This is a genomic window from Billgrantia gudaonensis (genome assembly GCF_900100195.1).
Taxonomy (GTDB): Bacteria; Pseudomonadota; Gammaproteobacteria; order Pseudomonadales; family Halomonadaceae; genus Halomonas; species Halomonas gudaonensis.
Genome location: NZ_FNES01000003.1, coordinates 345282 through 369848, shown reverse-complemented (window position 1 = coordinate 369848; position 24567 = coordinate 345282). Strand labels below are relative to the sequence as shown.

Below are 24567 nucleotides of genomic sequence, written 5' to 3'. Positions count from 1 at the left end.
TCGCTCAAAGGACAGTCGGATGGCTGCTGCCAGCCGGCCCGTCACCGCTTTGCGCACGGGTAGACACGGTTTCTGCGGTGGATCGTCGCAGCCGTCCCGTCAGTCACCGGTCAGGATCGACGTCTACCCGTTTCGTCGCCGGAGAGCCCCATGTTCCAGAACCTCAGTGAGCGGCTGTCGCAGACGCTCAAGTCCATCAAGGGTCAGGCGCGCCTGACCGAGGACAATGTCAAGGAAACCCTGCGCGAGGTGCGGCGTGCGCTGCTCGAGGCCGACGTCGCCCTGCCGGTGGTCAAGACCTTCATCGAGCGCGTGCGCGAACGTGCCGTGGGGCAGGAAGTTTCCAAGAGCCTCTCGCCGGGCCAGCAGTTCGTCAAGATCGTCCAGCAGGAGCTGGAAGCGGTCATGGGCGAGGCCAATGACGGCTTCGCGCTCAAGGGCTCGCCTGCCGTCGTGCTGATGGCCGGTCTACAGGGCGCGGGCAAGACCACTTCCGTGGCCAAGCTGGCTCGTTACCTACGCGAGCGCGAGAAGAAAAAGGTCCTGGTGGTTTCCGCCGACGTGTACCGCCCGGCGGCCATCGACCAGCTCGAGACGCTGGCCAGGGAGGTCCAAGTCGACTTCTTCCCGTCGCGCAGCGATCAGCAGCCGGTGGACATCGCCAAGGCAGCGATCCAGCACGCCAAGATCCAGTTTCACGACGTGGTGCTCGTCGACACCGCGGGCCGCCTGGCCATCGACGAAGCCATGATGGCGGAGATCCAGGCGTTGCACGAAGCCGTCGCGCCCCAGGAGACGCTGTTCGTGGTCGACGCCATGACCGGCCAGGATGCCGCCAATACGGCCAAGGCCTTCAGCGAAGCGTTGCCGCTGACCGGGGTGATTCTCACCAAGGCGGATGGCGACGCTCGCGGCGGCGCAGCGCTTTCGGTGCGCCACATCACCGGCAAGCCGATCAAGTTCATGGGCGTGGGCGAAAAGGTCGATGCTCTGGAACCCTTCCACCCCGATCGCGTGGCGTCGCGCATTCTCGGCATGGGCGATGTGCTGTCGCTCATCGAAGAGGCCGAGCGCACCGTCGACAAGGGCAAGGCCGAGAGGCTCGCCAAGAAGGTCAAGAAGGGGCAGGGCTTCGATCTCGAGGACTTCCGCGACCAGCTCCAGCAGCTCAAGAAGATGGGCGGCATGGGGGGGCTGATGGGCAAGCTGCCGGGCATGGGTCAGATGGCCGAGATGGCACAGGGTCCGGGCCCAGAGAAGGAGCTCGGCAAGCTCGAGGCGCTGATCAACTCGATGACTCCTCAGGAGCGTCGCCGTCCGGAAATCATCAACGGTTCGCGCAAGCGGCGCATCGCCTCCGGTGCCGGGCTGCAGGTACCCGACCTCAATCGCCTGCTCAAGCAGCACAAGCAGATGCAGAAGATGATGAAGAAGGCCGGCAAGAAGGGCGGCATGCAGAAGATGATGCGCGGCATGTCCGGCATGATGGGCGGCGGCGGACCGGGAGGCCCTGGCGGGCCAGGAGGCATGGGCGGCCCCGGCGGGATGCCCTGGCGGTAGGCGCCTGGCTCGTCGAATGGCGCGTCATTCGCCTCGTCGGGTCGATGAACCTGTCTCGAACCCCGAGCTTCTCGCGACGATCGGTCAAGTCCAGCAGGCTTCTGGGCCCGAAAAAGGTTCCCAAGCGGGGCTGTTTTCCGTAGAATGCTGCGTCTTCACTGGCAGGACCGCGAATGCCGCGGCCATCGTCGTGACCGAATCCAACACAACCGAAGGACAGACTAGGCCATGGTTACCATTCGTCTGGCACGTGGTGGCGCCAAGAAGCGTCCCTTCTATCATCTCACCGTGACCGACTCGCGCAAGTCGCGGGACGGCCGCTTCATCGAGCGCCTGGGTTTCTTCAACCCCATTGCGCGCGGCGGTGAAGAGCGCCTGCGCGTCGATCTGGATCGCATCGCTCACTGGCAGGAGCATGGCGCCCAGCTTTCGGCTCGCGTGGCCGAGCTGGTCAAGGAAGCCCGCAAGCAGGCCTGAGCCTGCCCGCCGGGGGTGGCATCATGAACGCGCAGGCCGAACGCCATGAGGCGGGCGACCATGTGGTGCTGGGCAAGTTGACCAGCCCCTACGGCGTCAAGGGGTGGCTCAAGGTTTACTCCTACACCAGCCCAATGGACGGCATCCTCGACTACGGCGAGTGGGTGGTGCGTCAGGGTGATGTACTGAGCCGCTATCGCCTGGTTCAAGGGCGGCGTCACGGCAAGGGGTTGGTGGCGCAACTCGAAGGCTGCGGCACCCGCGAGGCGGCCGAGGCGCTGGCCGGTGCCGAGATCCTGCTGCCCAAGTCGGCACTGCCGTCGCTGCCGCGCGGTGATTACTACTGGTACGAGCTCGAGGGGCTCACGGTGGTGACCCGCGAAGGCCAGGTTCTCGGTCGGGTCCAGTACCTGTTCGAGACCGGCGCCAACGATGTTCTCGTGGTCCGGGGGGATCCCCTTGGCGAACCGGCAGCCATCGACGATCGCGAACGACTGCTGCCCTTTCTGCCCGATGAAGTGATCGTTGCCGTGGATCGCGAAGCGGGTCGGATGACGGTCGACTGGGATCCGACGTTTTGACCGAGCGAGCTGCAGCCGGGCTGTGGGTCGGCGTCGTCTCGCTGTTTCCGGAAATGTTCGAGGCGATCGCTCGCCATGGCATCACCGGACGGGCGGTGGCCACGGGGCGCGTTGCGCTGGAGTTCTGGAATCCGCGCGACCATGCTACCGACCGCCATCGCACCGTGGATGATCGCCCCTATGGCGGCGGCCCCGGCATGCTGATGAAGGTCGATACGCTGCGGGCAGCCATTCACGCCGCCAGGCAGCGGGCCGTCGAGGCCACCGGCCAGCGCCCGCGAGTGATCTATCTGTCGCCCCAGGGGCGGCGACTGGATCAGCGGGGCGTGCAGGAACTGGCATCCGGCCCACCTCTGGTGGTGGTGGCCGGGCGCTACGAAGGCATCGATGAGCGGGTCGTGGAAGCCGACATCGATGAGGAGTGGTCGATCGGCGACTATGTGCTCAGCGGCGGCGAGCTGCCGGCCATGGTGCTGATCGATGCCGCGGCCAGGCTGGTGCCGGGTGTTCTCGGACATCAGGATTCCGCGGTCGAGGACTCCTTCAACGCAGGGTTGCTGGATTGCCCGCACTATACGCGGCCGGAAGAAATCGACGGCCGGCGGGTACCGCAGGTGCTGCTCAGCGGCAATCACGGTGCCATTCGGCGCTGGCGAATCAAGCAGTCGCTGGGGCGGACCTGGCTAAGGCGCCCCGACCTGCTGGAGGGCAGGGCGTTGAGCGACGAGCAGCGGGAGCTGCTCGCGGAGTTCATCGAAGAATACGCCGACAAGGCGGAGGTGCAGGGCACGGCACAGCACTAGTCACCGTGCACCTGTGTCACCAACCAAGCACCCGCGCTCTCGAGCTCGCTCGAGCGCCGGGGTCACGATCCGCCGGCAATTCAAGCCGTCCGGTGGGTCAAGTTATCGAGGAGTCAATGTCATGAGCAGCAAGAACAAGGTGATCCAGGCGCTCGAAGCCGAGCAGATGAGCAAAGAGGTGCCGGCGTTTGCCCCCGGCGATACCGTGGTCGTCCAGGTCAAGGTCAAGGAAGGCAACCGCGAGCGTCTTCAGGCCTTCGAAGGCGTCGTCATCGGCAAGCGCAATCGCGGTCTCAACTCTGCCTTTACCGTGCGTAAGATCTCCCACGGCGTGGGCGTCGAGCGGACCTTCCAGACCTACAGTCCGTTGGTCGACTCCATCGAGGTGAAGCGTCGGGGCGACGTGCGCCAGGCCAAGCTCTACTACCTCCGCGAGCGCAGCGGCAAGTCTGCCCGCATCAAGGAGAAGCTGTCGTAACGAACCGTTGCATGGACTCGTTGCACAGACTGGAAACCCCGCCACCGCATTCGCGGGGCGGGGTTTCGTGATTTCGGCCTGGAGGAAGGGGCCATGAGTCGAGACACTCCTCTGCTCGAGACGTTTCTGGATGCGCTGTGGCTCGAGCAGGGGGCCAGCGACCACACCCTGGCGGCATATCGCCGTGACCTGGAAGCTTGGTCCGCCCAGTTGGAGGCCGCGGGCGACAGCCTGCTCGCCCCCCAGCCGGAGACGCTGCCGGCGTGGTTCGAAGAACGCCGCGCGGCCGGCTACCGGCTGGCCAGCAACGCCCGGCTGTTGTCGAGCCTGCGGCGTTTCTATCGCTGGGCGTTGATCGAAGGGCACATTGCCAGTGACCCGCTGACCGAGGTACGTCTGCCACGAGTGCGACCGGGCCTGCCGAACACCCTGGACGAAGCCGAGGTCGAGCGATTGTTGGCCGCGCCTGACGTCGCCACCGACCTGGGGGTACGCGACCGAGCCATGCTCGAGGTGCTTTACGGCTGTGGGCTGCGCGTTTCGGAGTTGGTCGGCCTGACCACCGATGCCGTCAACCTGCGCCAGGGAGTGGTGCGGGTGCGTGGCAAGGGCGACAAGGATCGGCTGGTCCCGCTGGGCGAGGAAGCCGTACACTGGCTCACGCGCTATCTGCGTACGGCGCGAGGGGGCCTGATGCGGGATCCGGCGCGACCGGCGCTGTTTCCCGGTCGGGGCGATGCCTGCATGACCCGGCAGGCGTTCTGGCATCGCATCAAGGCACATGCGCGTGCTGCCGATATTCAGAGACCCTTGTCACCGCACACCTTGCGCCACGCTTTTGCCACGCACCTGTTGAATCATGGTGCCAACTTGCGTGTCGTACAGCTGCTGCTGGGTCACAGCGATCTCTCGACGACCCAGATCTACACCCATGTGGCGCAGGCGCGCCTCGAAGCCCTGCACTCCGCCCATCACCCCAGAGGTTGATCATGTTCGAAACGTCCTTGCGTCGTACCGGTGTTCTGTTGGCCCTGAGCTTGACTCTGTCCGTCACCGCACACGCCAGCGAGACCGAACGGCTGGCCGAGCGTCTCGAAGTGCGCGGTCAGTCGATGCCGGTGGAAAGCGTTCGCGAGACGCCGCTGGAAGGTTTCTTCGAAGTTCTCCTGGAAAACGGCGAGACCTTCTACAGCGATGCCGATGGCGAGTACTTTCTGGTAGGGGATCTCTACGAGAACGGCGAGCAGGGGCTGGTCAATCTCAGCGAGCGGACCCGCAACGGCGAGCGTGCCGAGCGGTTGGCCGAGGTGCCCGAAGAGGAGCGGGTTGTCTATCGGGACACGACCGAAACCCAGGCCGAGGTGGTGGTGTTCACCGACACGACCTGTCCTTACTGCCGCCAGTTCCATGAAGAAGTGCCGCGCCTCAACGAACTGGGGATCGAGGTACACTACCTGGCTTTTCCGCGCACCGGCATGAATGCCAAGGGCGCGCGGCTGCTCGAGCAGGTGTGGTGTGCCGACAACCCGGCAGTCGCCATGACGGCGGCCAAGCGCGGCGAGTCGCTCGAAAACGGCACGGACTGCGACAATCCGGTCGAGGCGCAGTATCATCTGGGGCAGGCGCTCGGCGTCAAGGGCACGCCGGCCATCGTGCTGCCGGACGGCCGTCTGGTGCCAGGCTACGTGCCTGCGGAGCGATTGGCCGGCATGCTCGGGTTGAACGACTGACAGCAGCGGCGACATCCTCGCCGTCGATGAAAGGGCGGCCGGTGCCAGGCACCGTCACGCCCTTCACAATCTGGACACACAACGATCAGGGGAGCAGGACATTGAAACCGGTGAGAGTGGGAATCTGTGGTCTGGGGACCGTCGGTGGCGGCACCTTCAACGTGCTGATGCGCAATGCCGACGACATCGCCCGGCGGGCCGGCCGCCCGATCGTCGTCGAACAGGTCGCGCATCGCAGCCTCAACCCTGAGTGCGACCTCACCGGCATCAAGACCACCACCGACGTCTACGAGGTGGCGCGCAATCCCGACGTCGACGTGCTGGTCGAGCTGTTGGGTGGCTACGAGGTGGCTCGCGAACTGGTGCTCACGGCCATCGCCAACGGCAAGCACGTGGTGACCGCCAACAAGGCGTTGATCGCCGTGCACGGCAACGAGATCTTCAAGGCCGCTCACGAGCAGGGCGTGATCGTCGCCTTCGAGGCCGCCGTGGCCGGCGGCATTCCGGTGATCAAGTCGCTGCGCGAGGGGCTCGGCGCCAACCGCATCGAGTGGGTGGCCGGCATCATCAACGGCACCGGCAACTACATTCTCACCCACATGCGCAGCGAAGGGCGCGCCTTCGAGGACGTGTTGGCCGAAGCTCAGGCATTGGGCTATGCCGAGGCGGACCCGACCTTCGACGTCGAAGGCATCGACGCCGCCCACAAGCTCACGATTCTGGCATCCATCGCCTACGGCGTGCCGCTGCAGTTCGAGAAGGCCTACACCGAGGGGATCTCGCGGGTCACCTTCGACGACGTCGAACAGGCCGACAACCTGGGCTACGTCATCAAGCACCTGGGCATCTCCAAGCGTACCGACGCCGGGCTCGAGCTGCGCGTGCACCCCACCTTGATTCCCAAGGATCGCCTGCTGGCCAATGTGCACGGCGTCAAGAACGCCATCGCCATCATGGGCGATGCCGTGGGGCCGACCCTCTACTACGGTGCCGGTGCCGGTGCCGAGCCGACCGCCTCGGCGGTGGTCGCCGATCTGCTCGACGTGGCCCGCGACATCGCCACCGATCACCACTATCGGGTGCCCTATCTCGCTTTCAGCGGCATCGGCGAGGGCGACGGCAACCAGCCGATCCTGCCCATGGAGGACATCGTCACCGCCTACTACCTGCGGCTGCTGGCGGTGGATCGCCCCGGGGTGCTGGCGCGAGTGGCCACCATTCTCTCCGAGCAGGGCATCTCCATCGAGGCGCTGGTGCAGAAGGAGGCCACCGAAGGCGAACTGGTGCCGATCATCCTGCTGACTCACAGCTGTCGCGAGAAGCACATGAACGAGGCGATCCGCCAGATCGAGTCGATGGCCGATATCGCCGGTTCGGTCACCCGCATTCGGGTGGAAAGCCTCGACGAGCAGGAATGATTTCGGCTTCGAGCCGCGAGCTTCGGGCTTCGAGCACAGACAGCTCGTAGCTCGAGGCTCGAAGCTCGTCACTCACGGAGTGAAGCATGCGTTATATCAGTACCCGCGGGCAGGCGCCCGCGCTCAGTTTCGAGGAGGTCGTGCTCACCGGGATGGCCAGCGATGGCGGCCTCTATGTTCCGGAGACCGTTCCCCGGCTGTCCCATGAGAACCTGGCCGCCATGGCCGGGCTGTCGTATGCCGAGATCGCCTTTCGCGTCATGCAGCCCTACGTGGGCGGCGAGATCGACGATGAGACGTTTCGTGGCATCGTACGCGACGCCTATGCCACCTTCAGCCACGATGCCGTGGTGCCGCTCAACCAGCTCGATGCCAACCATTTCCTGCTCGAGCTCTTCCACGGTCCGACGCTCGCCTTCAAGGACGTAGCCCTGCAACTGCTCGGCCGCATCCTCGACCACTTCCTGGCCAAGCGCGGCGAGCGCGCGGTGATCATGGGCGCCACCTCGGGGGATACCGGCTCGGCGGCGATCGAAGGGTGCCGCCACTGCGACAACCTCGACATCTTCATCCTCCACCCGCACAACCGCGTCTCGGAAGTGCAGCGCCGCCAGATGACCACGGTGCTCGCCGACAACGTCTTCAACATCGCCATCGAGGGCAACTTCGACGACGCCCAGGCGATGGTCAAGGCGAGCTTCGCCGACCAGGCGTTCCTGAACGGCACGCGCCTGGTGGCGGTGAACTCGATCAACTGGGCGCGCATCATGGCCCAGATCGTCTACTACGTGGCCTCGGCCGTGGCGCTGGGTGCGCCGCACCGCGCGGTGAGCTTCTGCGTGCCCTCGGCCAACTTCGGCAACGTCTTCGCCGGTTACATGGCGTATCGCTCTGGGCTGCCGGTGAAGCAGTTCATCGTCGCCACCAATGCCAACGACATCCTGCACCGCACGCTGGCCGCCAATGACTTCTCCAAGCGGGAGCTGGTAGCGACGCTCGCTCCCTCCATGGACATCGTGGTGTCGTCCAACTTCGAGCGCCTGCTGTTCGAGGCCTACGGGCGCGACGGCGCCGCCGTGGCGGCGTTGCTCGAGCGCTTCCAGGTCGAGCCCACCGCTTTGGCCGAGGCGCCGCTGGCCAGCCTGCGCGAGCGCTTCGCCAGCCACAGCGTGGACGACGCCACCATCCTCGAGGCGATCCGCGAAGCGCACCACCGCACCCAGGAGATCCTCGACCCGCACACCGCCACCGGCTACCGCGCCGCCGAGCGGGCGCGCGCCGACGCCGAGACGCCGATGATCACCCTGGCCACGGCCCACCCGGCCAAGTTCGCCGAGGCGGTGGTCAAGGCCGGCTTCCCGGGCGTGCCGCTGCCGCCGCACATGGAGGACCTGCTGGAGCGCGAGGAACGCTATGTCGTGCTGCCGGCGGAGCTGACCGAGGTGCAGAAGTTCGTCGCCGAGAATCGTCGCTAAAGCTGAAAGCTAGAAGCGAGGGGCGCAGGGGACAGACCGAAGAGGAGGTCCGATTCCAGGGAAGGAATCGGTAGCGTACAGGGACGTATTTACAGCGCCTCCTCATAGGTCTGTCGCCGGATCAGCCCGGAGCGGGCATCTGCCACCAGCGGTGTACAGAGTGCCTTAATGTCCCCGGCACCCTGGCGCTCCCGCCGACGTGTACCAATGGATGCAAACCATAGGAGCCAGGCTTGGACGCCGTGACCGAATCCGCCGACCTTCACGCACGCCTGCGCCCGCGTTTGGTGCCCCGCCCGCGCAATGCGGCGCTCTATGCCCAGGCCCAGCGCGAGGGGCTCTCCGAGCTGCAGGCCCGCATCCTGGCCGGACGCCTGGGAGACTATGCGGGCGAGCTGGCGCCGCTGGTGTCGCCCAGCCTGCGCTATCTCGAGCACCCCGAGCGGCTTGCCGACGGGCGCCGGGCCGCCGAGCGCATCGCCCAGGCGGTGGTCGACGGCGAGCACATCGGCATTCTCACCGACTACGACGTCGATGGCATCACCTCCCACGTGGTGATCCGGCGCACCCTGGTGGAGCTGTTCGGGGTGCCGGAATCGCGCCTGCACAGCCTGATCGGCCACCGCATCCACGACGGCTACGGCATCAGCCTGCCGCTGGTGGAGCGCACGCTCGCGCTCAAACCGCAGCCGAGCCTGGTGATCACTGCCGACTGCGGCAGCAGCGACGAGCCGCGCATCGCCCGGCTCGCCACTGCAGGCATCGACGTGGTGGTGAGCGACCACCACGCCCTGCCGCAGGAAGGGCCGCCGGCCTCGGCACATGCCGTGGTCAACCCCACCCGCGACGACTGTCCCTATCCCGACCCGACCATCGCCGGTTGCATGGTCGCCTGGCTGGTCATGTCGCTGTCACGCAGCGTGCTGATCGAGTGGGGCGTGCTGCCTGAGGCCACGCCCAAGCTCTCGCCCTGGCTTTCCTACGTGGCCCTGGGGACCGTGGCGGACTGTGTGTCGCTGGGGGCCAGCCCTGCCAATCGGGCCGTGGTGAGCCATGGGCTCACGCTGATCAACCGCATGGATGCCGCCTGTTGGCGCGCCATGGCGACGCGTCTCGGCGAAGACAGCGTACCCTTCGACGCCGAGACGCTGGCCTTCCAGATGGGGCCGCGCATCAATGCCCGCTCGCGGCTCGACGATCCCTACGCGGCATTGCATTACATGCTCGCGGAAGACGACGCCACGGCGGAGCGTCACCTGGCCACGCTGGATCAGGACAATCGGTCGCGCAAGGCCATCGAGGCCGAGATGGTGGAAGAGGCCAAGGCCCTGGCTCTGCCGGCGCTATCCGCCGATCAACCGGCCATTCTGGTGTTTCTGGAGAGTGGCCACCCCGGGGTTCAGGGCATCGTCGCCTCGCGGTTGGTACAGGCCTATGGCCGGCCGACCTTGGTGCTCACCCCGGCTGCCCAGCCGGGTATGTTGACCGGCTCGGGGCGCTCCATCGACGCGCTGCACCTGCGCGATGCCCTGCAGCGCGCTCATGAGCTCGCCCCCGCGGCACTGCCGCGCTTCGGTGGCCACCGCGGCGCCGCCGGCGTCGGCGTGCCGCACGAACGGCTGGATGAGTTCCGTGCCGCCTTTCTGCAGGCGGTGACCGAGCGGCTCGGCAATGTCGAGTTGGGGCCGCGCATCTTCACCGACGGCGAGCTCAGCGCCGCCCAACTCGACCTGGCGACCCTGACCGAGCTCGATGCCCTGGGCCCTTACGGTCGCGAATTCGATGCGCCGCTGTTCGAAGGCGAATTCCTGGTCGAGAATCTGCGCGTGGTCGGTGCCGATGGCACGCACCTGATGCTCGAGCTCTCTGCCGGTGTCGTCAGCCATCGTGCCATCTGGTTCCGCGCCCTCACTCCCGGCGAGCTGCCCGACTTCTCGGTGGGCGACAGGCTACGTTGCGTCTACAAGCTCAGTCGCAACCGCTGGCGGGGGAGGGAGAGTCTGCAACTGATGGTGGAGCATGCCGAGCGTGACCCCTGATTTCCTCAGCTTTGTCCGAAACGTCGTCGAGCGATGGTCAGACAAGGCAAAAATCGGTGAAAAGACGGACGGGGCTCGCACGCGACTTTACGTGGTGTCAATGAGTACTTAGATCGGACTCGCGCACGAGCCGATTTTTCAACGCCGTATGACCGAGCGCAGGCAGTTTTCAGACAAGCGTAGCGCGCTCGATAGCCTGGCCGTTGGCGGAATGGCGCAAGCCTCATTGAGCGGCCAGTCAACTCCGGTCGCTTCGCTCCGGCGGCGGCCAACCTCCCTTCGCTCATGACGTAAATCAGTGCTCACGCAGCCGATATAAGGACATCACCATGGATCCACAGGACTTGCCGAAAGATCCCCATCGTCCCTACGAGGACGTGATGGCGATGCTGGTGGGGACGCTGTTCGTGGCACTCGGCGTCACTTTCTATACTCAGGCGCTGCTGCTCACTGGCAGCACCGCCGGCCTCGCCTTCCTGCTGCAGTACGCCACCGGTTGGCGCTTCGGGGTGTGGTTCTTTCTGATCAACGTGCCGTTCTACTGGTTGGCGATCCGGCGCATGGGGTGGTCGTTCACCTTGCGCACTTTCGCCGCCATCGGGCTCGTTTCGCTGTTTTCGGAACTGACCGGGCAGTGGGTCGTCATCGATGAGCTACAGCCGCTCTACGCGGCGCTGATGGGCGGCTGTCTGATCGGGCTGGGCATGCTGATCCTGTTTCGTCACCGGGCAAGCCTTGGCGGGGTGAACATATTGGTGCTTTTCCTCCAGGATCGCTACGGCTGGCGGGCGGGTTACGTTCAGCTTGGCATCGACGCCGCCATCATGCTCGCCGCCCTGTTGGTTCTACCGCCGGAGCGGGTGGGTCTCTCGGTGCTGGGCGCGGTGGCGCTCAACCTGATCATTGCCCTGAATCACAAGCCCGGCCGTTACATGGGAGTGAGTTGAAAAGTGGCTGCGCTCGCTGACGTTTCAGTGGCGTGGGCACGTCTCCTGTCAATAGTTGGGCCAGACGCCGGGCGTGGCGAGTTCCAATAGGTGTCCGTCCGGGTCGCGAAAGTAGACGCTCTCGCCACCACGCGGCCAGTGGGTGCGACCCTCGATGGCGATGCCGTGATCGTCGAGCTGGCGCTCCCAGGCGGGCAGTTCGCTGGCGACGACGGCGAAGGCCACGTGCACGCGTCCTTTACCGTCGTGGGGCGGGATGGTGCCCATGCCGTCGGGCAAGTGAACGGTTTCCAGCGTCTCGCCCTGGCGAAACAACAGCAGGACCGTGCTGGCTCCGACGTCGTAGGCGGTGAAACGGTGGTCGGCATTGAACGGTTCCAGCCCCATCACCCCTTCGAAGAAGATCCGCGCCCGGTCCATGTCCTCCACGTAGAGCGCGGTTTCCAGCACGCCGTTTAGCTTGGGCATGGCAAAGCTCCTGACACGATTGCCTCTATAGCCTAGCAGGTCGGCTCGTCAGCTCGGCTTCCAGAACCACCAGGCGATGGCGGCGATCAGGGCGAGTCCGGCAAGATTGACGATCCAGCTCATGCGTTGGCCTCCTGGGTTGCGCGAGCGGTGGACGGGGCATGGGCGGTGCCCTGCGGGCGCTTGAGCCGCAGCCGATTGGCATTGCTGACCACGGTGATCGACGACAGCGACATGGCGGCTCCGGCGATCATGGGCGAAAGCAGCATGCCGGTGAGCGGGTAGAGCACGCCGGCAGCGATGGGGATGCACAATGCGTTGTACCCGAAGGCGCCGACCAGATTCTGCTTGATGTTGGCAAGCGTCATGCGGCTGATCTCGATGGCATCGGCAATGCCGTGAAGCGAGCCGCGCATCAGCGTGATGCCAGCACTTTCGATGGCTACGTCAGTACCCTGGCCGATGGCGAAGCCGACGTTGGCGCGGGCCAGCGCCGGGGCGTCGTTGATGCCGTCGCCCACCATGCCGACGACCTCGCCAGCGTTCTGCAGGCGCTCGATCTCGGCGTGCTTGTCCTCGGGCTTGAGGCCGGCGCGGTAGTCGTCGATGCCCACTTCCCGAGCAATGGCGGCGGCAGTGTGGGCGTTGTCGCCGGTGAGCATCACCACCTTGAGGCCATCGGCCTGCAGACGCTTCACGGCAGCCACGGTATCGTTGCGCAGGGGGTCACTGACGCCGAAGATGGCGGCCAACCGACCGTCGATGGCGAAGTACACTACCGTGCGCGCCTTCTCCTCCAGCGTTTCCGCCTTCTGGCGACCGCTGCCAAGGTCGATGCCGGCGTCCTCCAGGAGCCGGGCATTGCCCAGCAGCAGTCGTTCGTCGTCGGCAGTGCGCGCCGTCACGCCGCCGCCGGTGATGCTGTCGAAGTCGTGGATGTCGGCGACCTCGGCGTCGGCCGCTTCGGCATGTGCCAGCAGCGCCGCGGCCAGCGGATGCTCGGACCCTCGCTCCAGGGCGGCCACCCATCCCAGCACCGTGCGCTCATCGCCGTCGAGGCCTACGCCAGAGAAAAAGTGCGCCTCGGTGACACGCGGCTTGCCCTCGGTGAGAGTGCCGGTCTTGTCCACCACCAGGGTGGTGAGCTTGCTCGCCGTCTGCAGTGCCTCGCCGCTTCTCACCAGCACGCCGTGTTCGGCCGCCTTGCCCACACCGATCATCGTGGAGATCGGCGTGGCCAGGCCCAGGGCGCAGGGGCAGGCGATGATCAGCACCGTGGTGGCGGTCACCAGCATGTGGATCACCCGCGGCTCGGCGCCGAAGTTGAACCAGGCCAGCGCCGTGATCACGGCAACGATCATCACCGAGGGCACGAACACGCTCGATACCTTGTCAGCCAGCTCGCCGATCGGTGGACGGGAGTTCTGGGCGCGGGCCACCTGTTCGGTGATCTGCCCCAGGCGCGTGTCGCTGCCCACTCGGGTCGCGCGGTAGACCAGGCCACCCTTGCCGTTGACGGTGCCGGCGCTCACCTCGTCGCCTTCGCCCTTGGCCACGGGCACCGGCTCGCCGGTGAGCATGGACTCGTCGATGTGGCTCGAGCCCTCGGTGACCTGGCCGTCCACCGGCAGGCGCTCCCCGGGCCGCACGCGGATATGGTCTCCCTCGCGTACCGCATCGATATCGACCTCCTGCTCCTGGCCGTCGCGGATCACTCGTGCAGTGCGGCTTTGCAGGTCGAGCAGGCGCTTGAGTGCCTCGCTGGTGCGGCCGCGCGCCTTGAGCTCCATGGCGTTGCCGAGCAGGACCAGGCCGATGACCATCGCCGAGGCCTCGAAGTAGATCCCCTGGGCCACTTCGGGCAGCCAGGGAGCGAAGGCCACCACTGCCATGGAGTAGAGCCAGGCGGTGCCGGTGCCCATGGCCACCAGGGTGTCCATGTTGGCCTGATGGTGCTTGAAGTTCTTCCAGGCGTTGACGAAGAAGTGGCGGCCGGGAAAGGCCATGATGGCCAGCGTCAGCAGGCCGACCACCAGCCAGTAGAGGCGCCCGCCCCCCATCGGATGCGGATGGTAGACGAACATGCTGGCCATCAGCGGCACCGCGAGTGCCAGCGACCAGGCGCTGCCGCGCAGACGCTGGCGGTAGGTTTTTTCGTCCTTCTCGGCACGGGTCGCTTCGGCCTGGCGCAGGTCGACGATGGGTTCGGCGCCGTAGCCCACGGACTCTACCGCCGCCACCAGGGCATCGGTCTCGGCCGTACCGTGCACCTGGGCGGCGTGGGTGCCGAAGTTGACGCTGGCCGTGGCCACTCCGGGCGTGCGCTCCAGCGCCTGCTGTACGCTCTTCACGCAACTGGCGCAGGTCATGCCGCTGATCGACAGCCGCTGGGTGGTGGCCCCTTCCATGGGCGCATCGCTGGCGGTCGTGGACGAACGGTCCTCCTCGCTCGCACTTTCCGGTGTACCGTCGGTTTGCGGCTCCGCCGCTTCGCCGGGCGGGTAGCCCGCCTCGTGCAGGATCTCGTCCAGGGCATCGTCATCGAGTGTGGTGGTCACTTCCAGGCGCTGCTTTTCCGGCATGCCGGTCACCTCGGCATGCGGATCGCGGGCCTGGATCGCCTCGCGCATGCGTTTCACGCAGCCCTGGCAGCTCATGCCCGGCACGTTACGGGTGCGCCGGCGTCGCTCGTCGGCGTCGCCGGATCCTGTCTCGGGAGGATAGCCGGCATCTTCCAGTACACCGTCCAGTGTCTCGGCGTCGAGAGCGGCCGTGACCTCCAGGCGCTTCTCGGCTGGCGTACCGGTCACTTCGGCCTCTGGATCACGCGCCAGAATGGCGCGGCGCATGTTGGCCACACAGCCCTGGCAGCTCATGCCGGGCACGGTGCGAACCAGCGTTCGTCTAGCGTTCATCGGGCCTCCTTGGCGGGCTGCTCCTCGTCGCCTAGCAGCGGTTCGGGAAAACTCTCGATCAGCCGGCACAGGCTATGACCGTCGGGCGTGCCGTCGGGCATGTCGGCCCAGGCGTCGAGTGCTTGCTCCATGCGCGCGGCCAGCGCTTGCAGCTCGGCGATGCGGCGGTGGATTTCCGGCAGCCGGGCGGCGAGCAGGTCGCGCACCATGGGGCAGGGTGAGTCGCCGTGGTCGGCATGGGCGAGGATGTCGCGCACCTCGGCCACGCTGAAGCCCAGGGTGCGGGCGCGCTGGATGAAGCGCAGCCGTTCCAGGTCGGTCTCGTCGTAGCGGTGGTAGCCGTTGCTGGGTTCGCGGTCGGGGCTCAACAGACCCTCGCGGGTGTAGTGACGCACCGTCTCGGCGGTGACTCCGGCGTGTCGGGCCAGTTCGCTGACTTTCATGACGACTCTCGTGGTTGTCGATACATCGACAGTGTAAAACCTTTGGGTAACACAAGGGTCAAGTCGTTTTTGGCGCCTCGGCCAGGCATTGCGATCAAACGTATGTTCAATGGCTTAGACGGATCTGCCACTAAAGTATGAGCGTTTTACGCATTAAAACGAACGTTTGCCCTTGATCCGTGAAGATCGATAAGCGACAACTGAACGCAGAGCGCCCCGTCGAGGGCCCGACAACAACGTCAGCGTCCGAGCAAGAGGAATCGAGACCATGTACAACAAGTTCAACAAGCTGTCCTGGGCCGTGGCCATTGCCGCTGCCGCCATCGCCGGCCAGGCACACGCCGGCGGCTACCAGGTCAACGAGCAGAGCGTCAGCGGTCAGGGCTACGGCCACGCCGGACGCAGTTCCAACGTCAACGACGCCACCATCGTGTTCGGCAACCCGGCGGGGATGTCGTTCCTCGATCGCGCCCAGGTGACGGCGGGTGGCACCTATCTCAACGTCAGTAGCGATATCGATAATGCCACCGCTACCCGTAATGGTGCTCCGGTTCACACTGATGGGTCTGCTGATGGCGATATGGTGCCTGGGAAATTCATTCCCTTCGCCTTCTATGCCCAACCGGTGACCGACAAGCTGGCCTTCGGCTTCGGTGTCTATGCGCCTTTTGGTTCGGAGACGGACTACGAAGACGGCTTCATCGGCCGCAACCTGGGCAACTACACCCAGCTCACGGTAATGAGTGCCCAGCCGACCGTTTCTTATCGCTTCAACGACCAATGGTCGGTAGGGGCGGGTCTTACCTATAACCGCGTGGATGGGGAGCTGCATCGACAGGTACCTACACCAACATTTTCCGGGATGCCACCGTCAGTCACTGGAACGCAAGAGCTAGATGCGCGAGTAGAGGGTGATGATGATGGCTGGGGATACAATCTTGGGGTGGTCTTCCAGCCAGTACCAGAAACCACGCTGGGCCTGACCTATCGCTCCAAGGTGAGCTACACCTTGGAAGGCGACTATCGAGCACGAGATGCGAGTGGCAATATCTACGTCAATCCACTGACTGGTGAACAGCAAGAGAAGGATGCTCAGCTTGATCTGACCACCCCTGAGACCATCAACTTTTCCATTACCCAGCAGATGAGCGACAACCTCAAGTTGATGTTCGGGGCTTCCTGGACGCGCTGGAGCCAGTTCGATGAAATTCGCGTGGTCGATCCAAATGACCCGAATGGACCTCCCATTACTTATGAGGAACAGGACTACTCCAATGCCTGGGCCTTTGCCGCGGGTGGTGAATACCAGCTCAATCCGCAATGGGTGCTGCGGGCCGGCGTCACCATCGACAATACGCCGACCAGCGACGAGTTCCGCAGTGCCCGAATTCCCTCGGACGATCGCCGCATCTTCTCGCTGGGGGCCGGCTGGACGCCCACCGAGAATCTGACGCTGGACTTCGCGTATTCCTATCTGACCGAGCGCAGCACGAAGGTAGATCAGGATAGAGAGGATGCCAGTGGCTTGATCACTTCTACCTACACCGCTGACTACAAGAACGAGGCTCATGGTTTCGGCGCACAGCTGACCTACCGCTTCTGACGGCGATTTCGTCCATCGCGATGCAGGCGACCCGGCTTCGGCCGGGTCGCCTGCATCGGGTCGATGCCGCCATGATGCGATGGCGCGGCACATTCGCTACAATGGCCGTCTTTTCCGTGCCGCCGGGGCCTGGTGTTCGACCAGTGCCGCGGCGGCCGTTTTGCCACTGACGATTCAGGTGAGCGATCCATGCTGGAAACCAACGCCATCCACAACCGCATCAAGGACCTGTCTGAGCGGACAGACGTCCTGAGGGGGTATCTTTGACTATGCCGAGAAGAAGGATCGGCTAGAGGAAGTCACCCGCGAGCTCGAGGACCCTGACGTCTGGAACGATCCGGACTACGCCCAGAAACTCGGCAAGGAGCGCGCCACGCTCGAGGACATCGTCGCCACCATCGACGAGCTGGAGCAGGGGCTCGGCGACAGCCGCGACCTGCTCGAGCTGGCCGAGATGGAAGCGGACGAAGGCACCGTCGCCGAGGTCGAAAAGGAGCTCGAAGGCTTCGAGACGAACCTTCAGAAGCTCGAGTTTCGGCGCATGTTTTCCGGCGAGATGGACGCCAACAACGCCTACCTGGACATCCAGGCCGGTTCCGGTGGCACCGAGGCCCAGGACTGGGCCAACATGCTGCTGCGCATGTACCTGCGCTGGTGCGAGCACCACGGCTTCAAGGCGGAAATCATCGAGCTTTCCGGCGGCGAGGTGGCCGGCATCAAGTCGGCGACCCTGCACGTGCAGGGCGATTATGCCTTCGGCTGGCTGCGTACCGAGACCGGCGTGCATCGCCTGGTGCGCAAGAGTCCCTTCGATTCCGGTGGGCGTCGCCACACCTCCTTTGCCTCGGTGTTCCTGTCGCCGGAGGTGGACGACAGCTTCGAGGTCGAGATCAACCCGGCGGACCTGCGCGTCGACACCTACCGCTCCAGCGGGGCGGGCGGCCAGCACGTCAACACCACCGACTCCGCCGTGCGCATCACCCACGAGCCGACCGGCATCGTGGTGGCGTGCCAGAGCCAGCGCAGCCAGCATGCCAACCGCGACTTCGCCATGAAGCAGCTCAAGGCGAAGCTGTGGGAGCACGAGATGGACAAGCGCAACGCCGCCAAGCAGCAGGCCGAGGAGGCCAAGGCGGACATCGGCTGGGGCAGTCAGATCCGCTCCTACGTGCTCGACGACCAGCGCATCAAGGATCTGCGCACCGGCGTGCAGACGAGCAACTGCGAGAAGGTATTGGACGGCGACCTGGATCAGTTCATCGAAGCCAGCCTCAAGCAGGGCCTGTAGCCACGGGCGGCGAGCTGCGAGCGGCACCTTCTCGCGCGTAGCTCGAAGCCCGAAGCCCAACTTCTTCACAGGTAACGACATGGCCAACCAGAGCTCTTCACCGGATAGCCCGCAAACCGACGAGAATCGCCTGATCGCCGAGCGTCGCGCCAAGCTCGCCGTTCGGCGTGAGCAGGCGGCGGCGCGTGGCGCGAGCGCCTTTCCCAATCACGTGCGCCGCGACAGCCATGCCGCCGAGCTGATCGATGAACTGGGCGACAAGGACAAGGCCGAGCTCGAGGAATTGGATCGCCAGGCCTGCGTGGCCGGGCGAATCCTGCGCAAGCGCGGTCCCTTCATCGTCATCCAGGACGTCAGTGGCCAGATCCAGCTCTACGTCGACAAGAAGGGGTTGCCGGTCGAGACGCTCGAGGACATCAAGGGCTGGGACATCGGCGACATCGTCGCCGGCAGGGGGCCGGTGCACAAGTCCGGCAAGGGCGATCTCTACGTGAAGATGGACGAGGCGACGCTGCTCACCAAGAGTCTGCGGCCGCTGCCGGACAAGTTCCATGGCCTCACCGACATGGAGGCACGCTACCGTCAACGCTACGTGGACTTGATCATGAACCCCGACTCGCGGCGGGTATTCGAGACCCGTGCCGGGGTGATCAGCGCCATGCGACGTTTCTTCGAAGCACGCGGCTTCATGGAGGTGGAAACCCCCATGCTGCAGCCGATTCCCGGTGGCGCCACGGCGCGGCCCTTCGTCACCCACCACAATGCGCTCGACCTCGACATGTACCTGCGCATCGCCCCGGAACTCTACCTCAAGCGCCTGGTGGTGGGCGGCTTCGAGAAGGTCTTCGAGATCAATCGCAACTTCCGCAACGAAGGCCTCTCCACGCGCCACAATCCCGAGTTCACCATGGTCGAGTTCTATCAGGCCTACGCGGACTATCACGAGCTGATGGACCTTACAGAGGAGATGCTGCGCACGATCACCCGTGAGGTGCTGGGCACCACCACCGTGGTCAACACCGTGCGCAACAGCGACGGCGAGGTGCTCGAGCACTACGAGTACGACTTCGGTCGGCCGCTGCGCCGTCTGAGCGTCTTCGACTCGATTCTCGAATACAACCCGGACATCCATGCCGAGGCGCTGGCCGACGAGAGTGCCGCCCGCCAGATCGCCGAGCGCCTGGACATCGACGTCAAGGACGGCTGGGGCCTGGGCAAGGTCCAGATCGAGATCTTCGAGAAGACCGTGGAGCATCGTCTCCAGCAGCCCACCTTCATCACCGACTATCCCACCGAGGTGAGCCCGCTGGCACGGCGCAAGGATTCGAACCCCTTCGTCACCGAGCGCTTCGAGTTCTTCGTCGGCGGCCGCGAGATCGCCAACGGTTTCTCGGAGCTCAACGATGCCGAGGACCAGGCCGAGCGCTTCCGCGAGCAGGTGGCCGAGAAGGAGGCCGGCGACGACGAGGCGATGTACTACGATGCGGACTACGTGCGCGCGCTGGAGTACGGGCTGCCTCCCACCGCTGGCGAGGGCATCGGCATCGACCGCCTGGTGATGCTGCTGACCGACAGCGCCTCGATTCGCGATGTGCTGCTGTTCCCGGCGATGCGTCCCGAAGTGGACTGAAGGCTGTGCCGCCAAGCGAGTAAGATCGCCGGGGGAGGGCCTACGAGGAGGCGCTGTGAACCCTTCCCTGGGCGCTACATTCGACATCCCTGTCGAATGACCTCCTCTTCGGCCTCCCCCGGCGTCTCGCCGTCCGCAGTGACAACTGCATTGACGGTATAAGCGGGAAGTGTTGGTAAGGGGAGCCCCGAGCGCCCATAATGGTCAGCGTTTCGACGTCGAGGAGACCCCGATGAAACTGCTCAACCGCTCCGCCCTGAGCGTCCGGCCGACCCGCCACTTCGTGGAATGGATCAATGCGCTGGAGCCCACCGTGGGCGATGACGACCTGACGCTTGGCGATGTCGAACGTGAAAGCACCGTCTACCTGATTCCCGAGATGGACACGCCCGAGGCTCTGGAGGCCTTCGTGCGCGAACGTTATCTCGAGATTCTCGAGACCGAGCTGCGTGCTTGGGAAGAGGACGAACGACAGTGGCCCGAGACCCTCGATTGGGCGCTCTTCCAGCGCTTCCTGCAGTTCGAGCACAGCTATCTGGCCATCGACCTCGATGACGAGGCGGCGCTGGAGATCTCCGAGGTGGACGATAGCTTGCTGATGGACGTCGATCAGGATTGAGCCTTTAACGGGCCCTGCCTGCATAGCGAAACCGGCTGCGGCCGGTTTCGTCATTGATGGCCCCGCAACGATGGAAACGGCATGAGTCGACTCTTCGAGAGCCGTCCCGGCGACGATGGCCTACCGGGGCCCGAACGACGCCTGGCCGTGCTGGCTCTGATATTGGGTACCCTGATGGCGGTGGTGGACACCACCATGGTCAATCTGGCGCTGCCCAGCATCGCCCGCGACCTGGACGTGGCCGAGTCGCGCGCCGTGTGGGTGACCAATCTCTTCCAGGTCACCTGTGCGGCCTTCCTGCTGGTGTGCGCGGCGCTCAGCGAACTGATCACCCGGCGTCGCCTCTACGTAGCAGGGCTGGCGCTGTTCGTCTGCGCCTCCCTGGGGGCGGCCCTGTCGCGCAGCCTGGAATGGTTGCTGGTCTTTCGTGCCCTGCAGGGGCTAGGGGCGGCGGCGACGCTCTCCATCGGCCCTTCGCTGTACCGGGCGATCTTCCCCTCTCGGCTGCTGGGCAGCGCACTGGGGCTCAGTGCCCTGGTGGTGGCGGGCGGCTATGCTTCCGGCCCGGCACTGGGCGGGTTGGTGCTCTCCGTGGCGAGTTGGCCGTGGCTTTTCGCCCTGCACCTGCCTCTCGGGCTCTGTGCGCTATGGTTGGCGCGCCGTGCGCTGCCTCGCGAGTCGGGTCGACGGAGCGGCTTCGATGCCGCCGGGGCGTTGCTCTCGATCACCATGCTGGCCAGCGTCTTCATCGCCATGGATACCCTGGGTCATGGCGCGCCGGCCTGGCAGGCGCTGATCTGGCTGGCGCTTGGGGTGGGTGCCGGAGTTTTCTTCGTGCGTCGCCAGCGCCACGCTGCGCATCCGCTCCTGCCGCTCTCGCTGTTCGACGAACCACGCTTCAGTCTGGCGGTCTCCGCTTCGGGGCTGGCCTTCATCGGACAGGGGCTCGCCTTCGTGGCGCTCTCCTTCCTCTACCAGCAGGAAATGGGCTTCTCGCCGCTGCAGACGGCGTGGCTGTTCACTCCCTGGCCGCTGGCGATCATGCTGGTGGGGCCGTTGGCGGGGCGGCTGGCCGACCGAGTCAATCCCAGCGTGCTCTCCAGCGCCGGCTTGGTGTTGTTGATCGGCGGGCTCATCGCCCTGGCCAGGCTCGAGGCGCAAGCGGGCATCGTCGATGGCCTGTGGCGCACGGCGCTGTGCGGTCTCGGCTTCGGACTCTTCCAGCCCCCCAACAACCGCGAAATGATGGCCAGCGTGCCACACGAGCGCAGCGCCAACGCTTCTGGGGTGATGAGCACCACGCGCACCGTCGGGCAGTCGCTGGGAGTCGCCCTGGTGGGCGCCTTCCTGGCTGCGGGCGCGCCCGTGCAGGCCACGCTGTGGGTGGGAGGGGCCGCCTGCTCGCTCTCCCTCATCGCCAGCCTGGCACGAATGCCGTTGGCCGGCGCCGCCCTGGCTCGTCGGTCGCCATCGTCGCCGTCCGGGCAAGGGAGTACAATGGTGCCAAACTCATCATCGAGGAGCCCTCATGAGCATTCAGGCCGCCATTGAAGAGAAGCTGCAGGCCCTCGAGCCGAACGTGCTGACGGTGGAGAACGAAAGCCACCGACACGCCGTGCCCCGCGATTCGGAGACCCATTTCAAGGTGACGCTGGTTTCCGAATGCTTCGAGGGTCTGATGCCGGTCAAGCGCCACCAGCGCATCTATGCGCTGCTCGCCGACGAGCTCTCCGGTCCGGTGCATGCCCTGGCCCTGCACCTCTATACCCCCAGGGAGTGGGAGGCGAGCGGCCAGACGCGTCCCGACTCGCCCAACTGCCGCGGCGCCGGGGCGTGACCGGCGAGCCACACCGCCTCCAGTATCTGGAGGCCATGGGTCTGACGGCTTGGGTGCCGCGCTATCGGTTGCCCAATGCGCGGGAGAGTGCGGCCTGCGACTGGTCGCCTGCGACGCCGGAACCCGACGCTGCACCGGCTCAGCGCCTCCACGAACTGCTCGACGAGGCCGAACGGGCGGCGCAACGGCGGCCCGCAGTCCCGCTTCGGGAGAGTGAGCCGGCGCCGTCGGTGTCGTCCGAGGCTGCCGCCCCGGGGAGGACGCGGCAGTTGCTGGAACCGACGCCGATGGCGAACGAAGGGGAGGCAGCGCCCAGCGTACCGGTTCGCGATGCCGTGACGCAGGCCTCCCATGAGCCGCTGCGCTTCACCGTGCAGATTGCTTGTCTGGAAGGGCGCTGGCTCGTTCTGCTGCCCGGTGACCGGCATCCCGGTGCAGTCGGCGTGCGCCTGCTCGGCAGTATCCTTGCTGCGGCCGGCATCGACCTGCCCGAGGCACCGACGTTCGAGGCGTTCGGCTGGCCGCTGGAGGAGGGGTTGTCGGTCGTCGAGCCGCAGGAGGAAGCGCGGCAGGGGCTGCAGGCCTTCATCGAGGGTGCCGAGCGGCGGGGTTGGTCGCCTGAGCGAGTGCTGCTCTTCGGCCATGATGACACTCTGGTGCCGCTGCTGGGCATGACGGAAGAGCGCTGTACGCTGCTCGATCTGCCGGGCTGGCAGGGGCCTTCCCTCGATGAGCTGGCCGCCAGCGCGGACGCCAAGCGGGCACTGTGGCCGCGGCTGGCCGGCTGGCGAGAGGCCTGGTACGGCCAGTTCGTCCCCGGCCATGGCGAAGACGAGCATGACTGAGCGGCGGTTACGTCGGTTGGGCGTGAGAGATGCGGTGGCGCTGGTGGAGCTGGAAGCGACACAGCCGCCGACATTGCGTTCGCGGCAGTTGGCAGCGGCGCTGAGCGACCCGGCCATGGTCGTGCTGGGCGTGGAAGACCGGGACGTGCTGGTGGGGCATGCCGTGGTGGCGCGGCTGCCCTTCGATGCGGAGCTTCAGGCGCTGCTGGTGGCGCCGCAGTGGCGTCGTCAGGGGCTGGCCGGGTGGCTGCTCGACGCCGCAATGGACCAGGCGCGGGCCTGGGGAAGCGAGCGACTGTTGCTCGAAGTGCGTGCCGGCAACGCGCCGGCTCGGGCGCTCTATGCGCGCGCGGGCTTCGTCGAGGACGGACGTCGTCGCGGCTACTATCCGCCGCAAGCCGGGGGCGAACAGCGGGAGGATGCGATGCTGCTCTCCCTCCCGCTAGGCTGAGCGGTTCGGGTCAGCGCGCGTTGGCCGTGGTTTCCGTCTCGACATCGTCGAACTTGCCCAGCAGATCGCTGAGGCGGCGCTCCCACTCATCGCGTTCCTGCTTGAGGCGACGGTTCTCCTCGCGCAGCTCCTCGGCTTCCATCTTGTAAAGCTCCAAGGCCTCCACGGCGCTGGCGACTTTCTGCTCGAGCCGGTTGAAGAGTTCGCTGCTCATCCTTTTCTCCTGACGTTTTCCTGGCGATCCGGGCCGGCCATCATGATGGGGCGGGAATTGGAGCTGGCAGCGTAACGCCGCGACGAGAGCTCAGCAAGCGTCGCCGGTCGGCGACTCGATGTGGCGCCGGTACAGGCGGGCGGTGGTGTCGCCGGCGCGCACCTCACGGTGCAGTGCCCAGTTGGCCGGCACTTCCGGTCGTGCTTCCGACTCCATCTCGACGTAGATCAAGGCGTCGGCGGCGAGCCATCCCCGTTCCAGCTGCATGCAGCAGGGTGCGACCAGCCCCTGGCGGAAGGGCGGGTCGAGAAACGCCAGCGAGCAGAGGCGCGGCTGCCCGGCGAGAAAACTCAGCGCATCGGCAGCGGTCACCCGGCCGCGTGCGGCGGCATCCAGCGTGGCGAGGTTGTCCGTCAGTTGGCGAGCCACTCGCGGGTCGCGCTCCACGAAATGCGCCTCGGCGGCGCCGCGCGAGAGGGCTTCCAGCCCCAGTGCGCCGGTGCCGGCGAACAGGTCCAGCACGCGGGCGCCGGGGGTGGCCGCGGCCAGCCAGTTGAACAGCGTCTCGCGTATCCGGTCGGGGGTCGGCCTGAGGCCGGGGCTGTCGAGCACCGGCAGCCGGCGGCGCTTGAAGTCGCCGCCGATCAGGCGCAGTTGGCCGCCGCGACGGGACGCGTGGCGCGGCGGGTGACGCTGGCGGGAAGACGGGTGGCGGCGACTCATGAGAGGGAATTGTACCTGCCGCT

Annotated in this window: 24 protein-coding genes; 19 read left to right on the top strand and 5 right to left on the bottom strand. The window is 65.9% G+C overall.

All coding sequences use genetic code 11. From position 1 onward, the window contains the following. Positions 1-150: 150 nt before the first annotated feature. From ffh to BLP96_RS05635, 11 genes are all read left to right on the top strand, one after another. Positions 151-1560, top strand: a complete 1410-nt coding sequence (ffh, locus tag BLP96_RS05685; RefSeq protein WP_089683996.1) for a signal recognition particle protein — start codon at positions 151-153, stop codon at positions 1558-1560. A 228-nt stretch (positions 1561-1788) separates the two neighbouring features. Next, complete coding sequence (gene rpsP / locus BLP96_RS05680) at positions 1789-2037, top strand: 30S ribosomal protein S16 (protein WP_089683994.1); 249 nt, start codon at positions 1789-1791, stop codon at positions 2035-2037. Positions 2038-2060: 23 nt separating this feature from the next. Then, complete coding sequence (gene rimM / locus BLP96_RS05675; protein WP_089683992.1) at positions 2061-2618, top strand: ribosome maturation factor RimM; 558 nt, start codon at positions 2061-2063, stop codon at positions 2616-2618. 20 nt (positions 2619-2638) lie between these two features. Continuing rightward, the gene (gene trmD, locus BLP96_RS05670; RefSeq protein WP_089684096.1) at positions 2639-3421 is read left to right on the top strand and encodes a tRNA (guanosine(37)-N1)-methyltransferase TrmD; all 783 of its coding nucleotides are present in this window, start codon (positions 2639-2641) and stop codon (positions 3419-3421) included. 121 nt (positions 3422-3542) lie between these two features. Further along, the gene (rplS, locus tag BLP96_RS05665) at positions 3543-3899 is read left to right on the top strand and encodes a 50S ribosomal protein L19 (RefSeq protein WP_089683990.1); all 357 of its coding nucleotides are present in this window, start codon (positions 3543-3545) and stop codon (positions 3897-3899) included. Positions 3900-3992: 93 nt separating this feature from the next. After that, positions 3993-4886 (top strand): site-specific tyrosine recombinase XerD, encoded by an 894-nt coding sequence (gene xerD / locus BLP96_RS05660; protein ID WP_089683988.1) that lies wholly within the window; start codon positions 3993-3995, stop codon positions 4884-4886. 2 nt (positions 4887-4888) lie between these two features. Further along, a complete protein-coding gene (locus BLP96_RS05655) occupies positions 4889-5629 on the top strand; it encodes a DsbC family protein (RefSeq protein WP_089683986.1) in 741 nt (246 codons plus the stop codon). 101 nt (positions 5630-5730) lie between these two features. After that, positions 5731-7047 (top strand): homoserine dehydrogenase, encoded by a 1317-nt coding sequence (locus tag BLP96_RS05650; protein ID WP_089683985.1) that lies wholly within the window; start codon positions 5731-5733, stop codon positions 7045-7047. Between the two features lie 86 nt (positions 7048-7133). Then, the gene (thrC, locus tag BLP96_RS05645) at positions 7134-8522 is read left to right on the top strand and encodes a threonine synthase (protein WP_089683983.1); all 1389 of its coding nucleotides are present in this window, start codon (positions 7134-7136) and stop codon (positions 8520-8522) included. 242 nt (positions 8523-8764) lie between these two features. Then, positions 8765-10561 carry a single-stranded-DNA-specific exonuclease RecJ gene (locus BLP96_RS05640; RefSeq protein WP_422666804.1) on the top strand — a complete coding sequence of 599 codons (1797 nt, stop codon included), beginning with the start codon at positions 8765-8767 and terminating at the stop codon, positions 10559-10561. Between the two features lie 329 nt (positions 10562-10890). Next, on the top strand, positions 10891-11508 hold the full coding sequence (locus tag BLP96_RS05635) for a YitT family protein (protein WP_089683978.1): 618 nt from the start codon (positions 10891-10893) through the stop codon (positions 11506-11508). Positions 11509-11556: 48 nt separating this feature from the next. Here BLP96_RS05635 and BLP96_RS05630 read toward each other — a convergent pair whose 3' ends face one another. The 3 genes from BLP96_RS05630 to BLP96_RS05620 all read right to left on the bottom strand — a co-directional run bounded on the left by BLP96_RS05630 (position 11557) and on the right by BLP96_RS05620 (position 15334). Then, complete coding sequence (locus BLP96_RS05630; RefSeq protein ID WP_089683977.1) at positions 11557-11976, bottom strand: VOC family protein; 420 nt, start codon at positions 11974-11976, stop codon at positions 11557-11559. Positions 11977-12095: 119 nt separating this feature from the next. Beyond that, positions 12096-14891, bottom strand: coding sequence for a heavy metal translocating P-type ATPase (locus tag BLP96_RS05625; protein ID WP_422666802.1), 2796 nt, complete (start codon positions 14889-14891; stop codon positions 12096-12098). Continuing rightward, positions 14888-15334, bottom strand: coding sequence for a MerR family transcriptional regulator (locus BLP96_RS05620; protein WP_089683975.1), 447 nt, complete (start codon positions 15332-15334; stop codon positions 14888-14890). The genes BLP96_RS05625 and BLP96_RS05620 overlap by 4 nt, the downstream gene beginning before the upstream one ends. Before the next feature lie 268 nt (positions 15335-15602). On the opposite strand from BLP96_RS05620, the gene BLP96_RS05615 reads away from it, so the two are divergent. From BLP96_RS05615 to BLP96_RS05580, 8 genes are all read left to right on the top strand, one after another. Continuing rightward, on the top strand, positions 15603-16937 hold the full coding sequence (locus BLP96_RS05615) for an OmpP1/FadL family transporter (RefSeq protein ID WP_089683973.1): 1335 nt from the start codon (positions 15603-15605) through the stop codon (positions 16935-16937). Between the two features lie 189 nt (positions 16938-17126). Next, positions 17127-18225 (top strand): peptide chain release factor 2 gene (gene prfB, locus BLP96_RS05610; protein WP_143005074.1). Its coding sequence is split into 2 segments (ribosomal slippage): positions 17127-17201 and positions 17203-18225, totalling 1098 coding nucleotides; the frame shifts between segments, so codons are not numbered across the junction. Positions 18226-18304: 79 nt separating this feature from the next. Continuing rightward, positions 18305-19855 (top strand): lysine--tRNA ligase, encoded by a 1551-nt coding sequence (lysS, locus tag BLP96_RS05605; RefSeq protein WP_089683971.1) that lies wholly within the window; start codon positions 18305-18307, stop codon positions 19853-19855. Between the two features lie 232 nt (positions 19856-20087). Continuing rightward, entirely contained in the window at positions 20088-20474 is a 387-nt protein-coding gene (locus BLP96_RS05600) for a hypothetical protein (protein ID WP_089683969.1), read from the top strand. 81 nt (positions 20475-20555) lie between these two features. Beyond that, complete coding sequence (locus tag BLP96_RS05595) at positions 20556-22025, top strand: MFS transporter (RefSeq protein ID WP_089683968.1); 1470 nt, start codon at positions 20556-20558, stop codon at positions 22023-22025. After that, positions 22003-22311 (top strand): BolA family protein, encoded by a 309-nt coding sequence (locus BLP96_RS05590; protein ID WP_089683966.1) that lies wholly within the window; start codon positions 22003-22005, stop codon positions 22309-22311. Before BLP96_RS05595 ends, BLP96_RS05590 begins: the two co-directional genes overlap by 23 nt. A 35-nt stretch (positions 22312-22346) precedes the next feature. Next, a complete protein-coding gene (locus tag BLP96_RS05585; RefSeq protein WP_143005073.1) occupies positions 22347-23156 on the top strand; it encodes a hypothetical protein in 810 nt (269 codons plus the stop codon). Beyond that, positions 23149-23607, top strand: coding sequence for a GNAT family N-acetyltransferase (locus BLP96_RS05580; RefSeq protein ID WP_089683962.1), 459 nt, complete (start codon positions 23149-23151; stop codon positions 23605-23607). The genes BLP96_RS05585 and BLP96_RS05580 overlap by 8 nt, the downstream gene beginning before the upstream one ends. Positions 23608-23617: 10 nt before the next feature. Here the strand turns inward: BLP96_RS05580 and BLP96_RS05575 are convergent, their stop codons facing one another. Beyond that, on the bottom strand, positions 23618-23821 hold the full coding sequence (locus BLP96_RS05575) for a cell division protein ZapB (protein ID WP_089683960.1): 204 nt from the start codon (positions 23819-23821) through the stop codon (positions 23618-23620). A 90-nt stretch (positions 23822-23911) separates the two neighbouring features. Continuing rightward, positions 23912-24544, bottom strand: a complete 633-nt coding sequence (rsmD, locus tag BLP96_RS05570; RefSeq protein WP_089683958.1) for a 16S rRNA (guanine(966)-N(2))-methyltransferase RsmD — start codon at positions 24542-24544, stop codon at positions 23912-23914. Positions 24545-24567: the final 23 nt, after the last annotated feature.

What these genes read in the sequence shown, in the direction of transcription:
- ffh (WP_089683996.1), top strand. Translation starts at nt 151, where the DNA reads ATGTTCCAGAACCTCAGTGAGCGGCTGTCGCAGACGCTCAAGTCCATC.
- BLP96_RS05615 (WP_089683973.1), top strand. Translation starts at nt 15,603, where the DNA reads ATGTACAACAAGTTCAACAAGCTGTCCTGGGCCGTGGCCATTGCCGCT.
- thrC (WP_089683983.1), top strand. Translation starts at nt 7,134, where the DNA reads ATGCGTTATATCAGTACCCGCGGGCAGGCGCCCGCGCTCAGTTTCGAG.
- rsmD (WP_089683958.1), bottom strand. Translation starts at nt 24,544, where the DNA reads ATGAGTCGCCGCCACCCGTCTTCCCGCCAGCGTCACCCGCCGCGCCAC.
- xerD (WP_089683988.1), top strand. Translation starts at nt 3,993, where the DNA reads ATGAGTCGAGACACTCCTCTGCTCGAGACGTTTCTGGATGCGCTGTGG.
- BLP96_RS05635 (WP_089683978.1), top strand. Translation starts at nt 10,891, where the DNA reads ATGGATCCACAGGACTTGCCGAAAGATCCCCATCGTCCCTACGAGGAC.
- rpsP (WP_089683994.1), top strand. Translation starts at nt 1,789, where the DNA reads ATGGTTACCATTCGTCTGGCACGTGGTGGCGCCAAGAAGCGTCCCTTC.
- rplS (WP_089683990.1), top strand. Translation starts at nt 3,543, where the DNA reads ATGAGCAGCAAGAACAAGGTGATCCAGGCGCTCGAAGCCGAGCAGATG.
- BLP96_RS05590 (WP_089683966.1), top strand. Translation starts at nt 22,003, where the DNA reads ATGAGCATTCAGGCCGCCATTGAAGAGAAGCTGCAGGCCCTCGAGCCG.
- BLP96_RS05580 (WP_089683962.1), top strand. Translation starts at nt 23,149, where the DNA reads ATGACTGAGCGGCGGTTACGTCGGTTGGGCGTGAGAGATGCGGTGGCG.
- BLP96_RS05595 (WP_089683968.1), top strand. Translation starts at nt 20,556, where the DNA reads ATGAGTCGACTCTTCGAGAGCCGTCCCGGCGACGATGGCCTACCGGGG.
- BLP96_RS05630 (WP_089683977.1), bottom strand. Translation starts at nt 11,976, where the DNA reads ATGCCCAAGCTAAACGGCGTGCTGGAAACCGCGCTCTACGTGGAGGAC.
- BLP96_RS05575 (WP_089683960.1), bottom strand. Translation starts at nt 23,821, where the DNA reads ATGAGCAGCGAACTCTTCAACCGGCTCGAGCAGAAAGTCGCCAGCGCC.
- BLP96_RS05655 (WP_089683986.1), top strand. Translation starts at nt 4,889, where the DNA reads ATGTTCGAAACGTCCTTGCGTCGTACCGGTGTTCTGTTGGCCCTGAGC.
- BLP96_RS05620 (WP_089683975.1), bottom strand. Translation starts at nt 15,334, where the DNA reads ATGAAAGTCAGCGAACTGGCCCGACACGCCGGAGTCACCGCCGAGACG.
- lysS (WP_089683971.1), top strand. Translation starts at nt 18,305, where the DNA reads ATGGCCAACCAGAGCTCTTCACCGGATAGCCCGCAAACCGACGAGAAT.
- rimM (WP_089683992.1), top strand. Translation starts at nt 2,061, where the DNA reads ATGAACGCGCAGGCCGAACGCCATGAGGCGGGCGACCATGTGGTGCTG.
- BLP96_RS05600 (WP_089683969.1), top strand. Translation starts at nt 20,088, where the DNA reads ATGAAACTGCTCAACCGCTCCGCCCTGAGCGTCCGGCCGACCCGCCAC.
- BLP96_RS05585 (WP_143005073.1), top strand. Translation starts at nt 22,347, where the DNA reads ATGGGTCTGACGGCTTGGGTGCCGCGCTATCGGTTGCCCAATGCGCGG.
- BLP96_RS05625 (WP_422666802.1), bottom strand. Translation starts at nt 14,891, where the DNA reads ATGAACGCTAGACGAACGCTGGTTCGCACCGTGCCCGGCATGAGCTGC.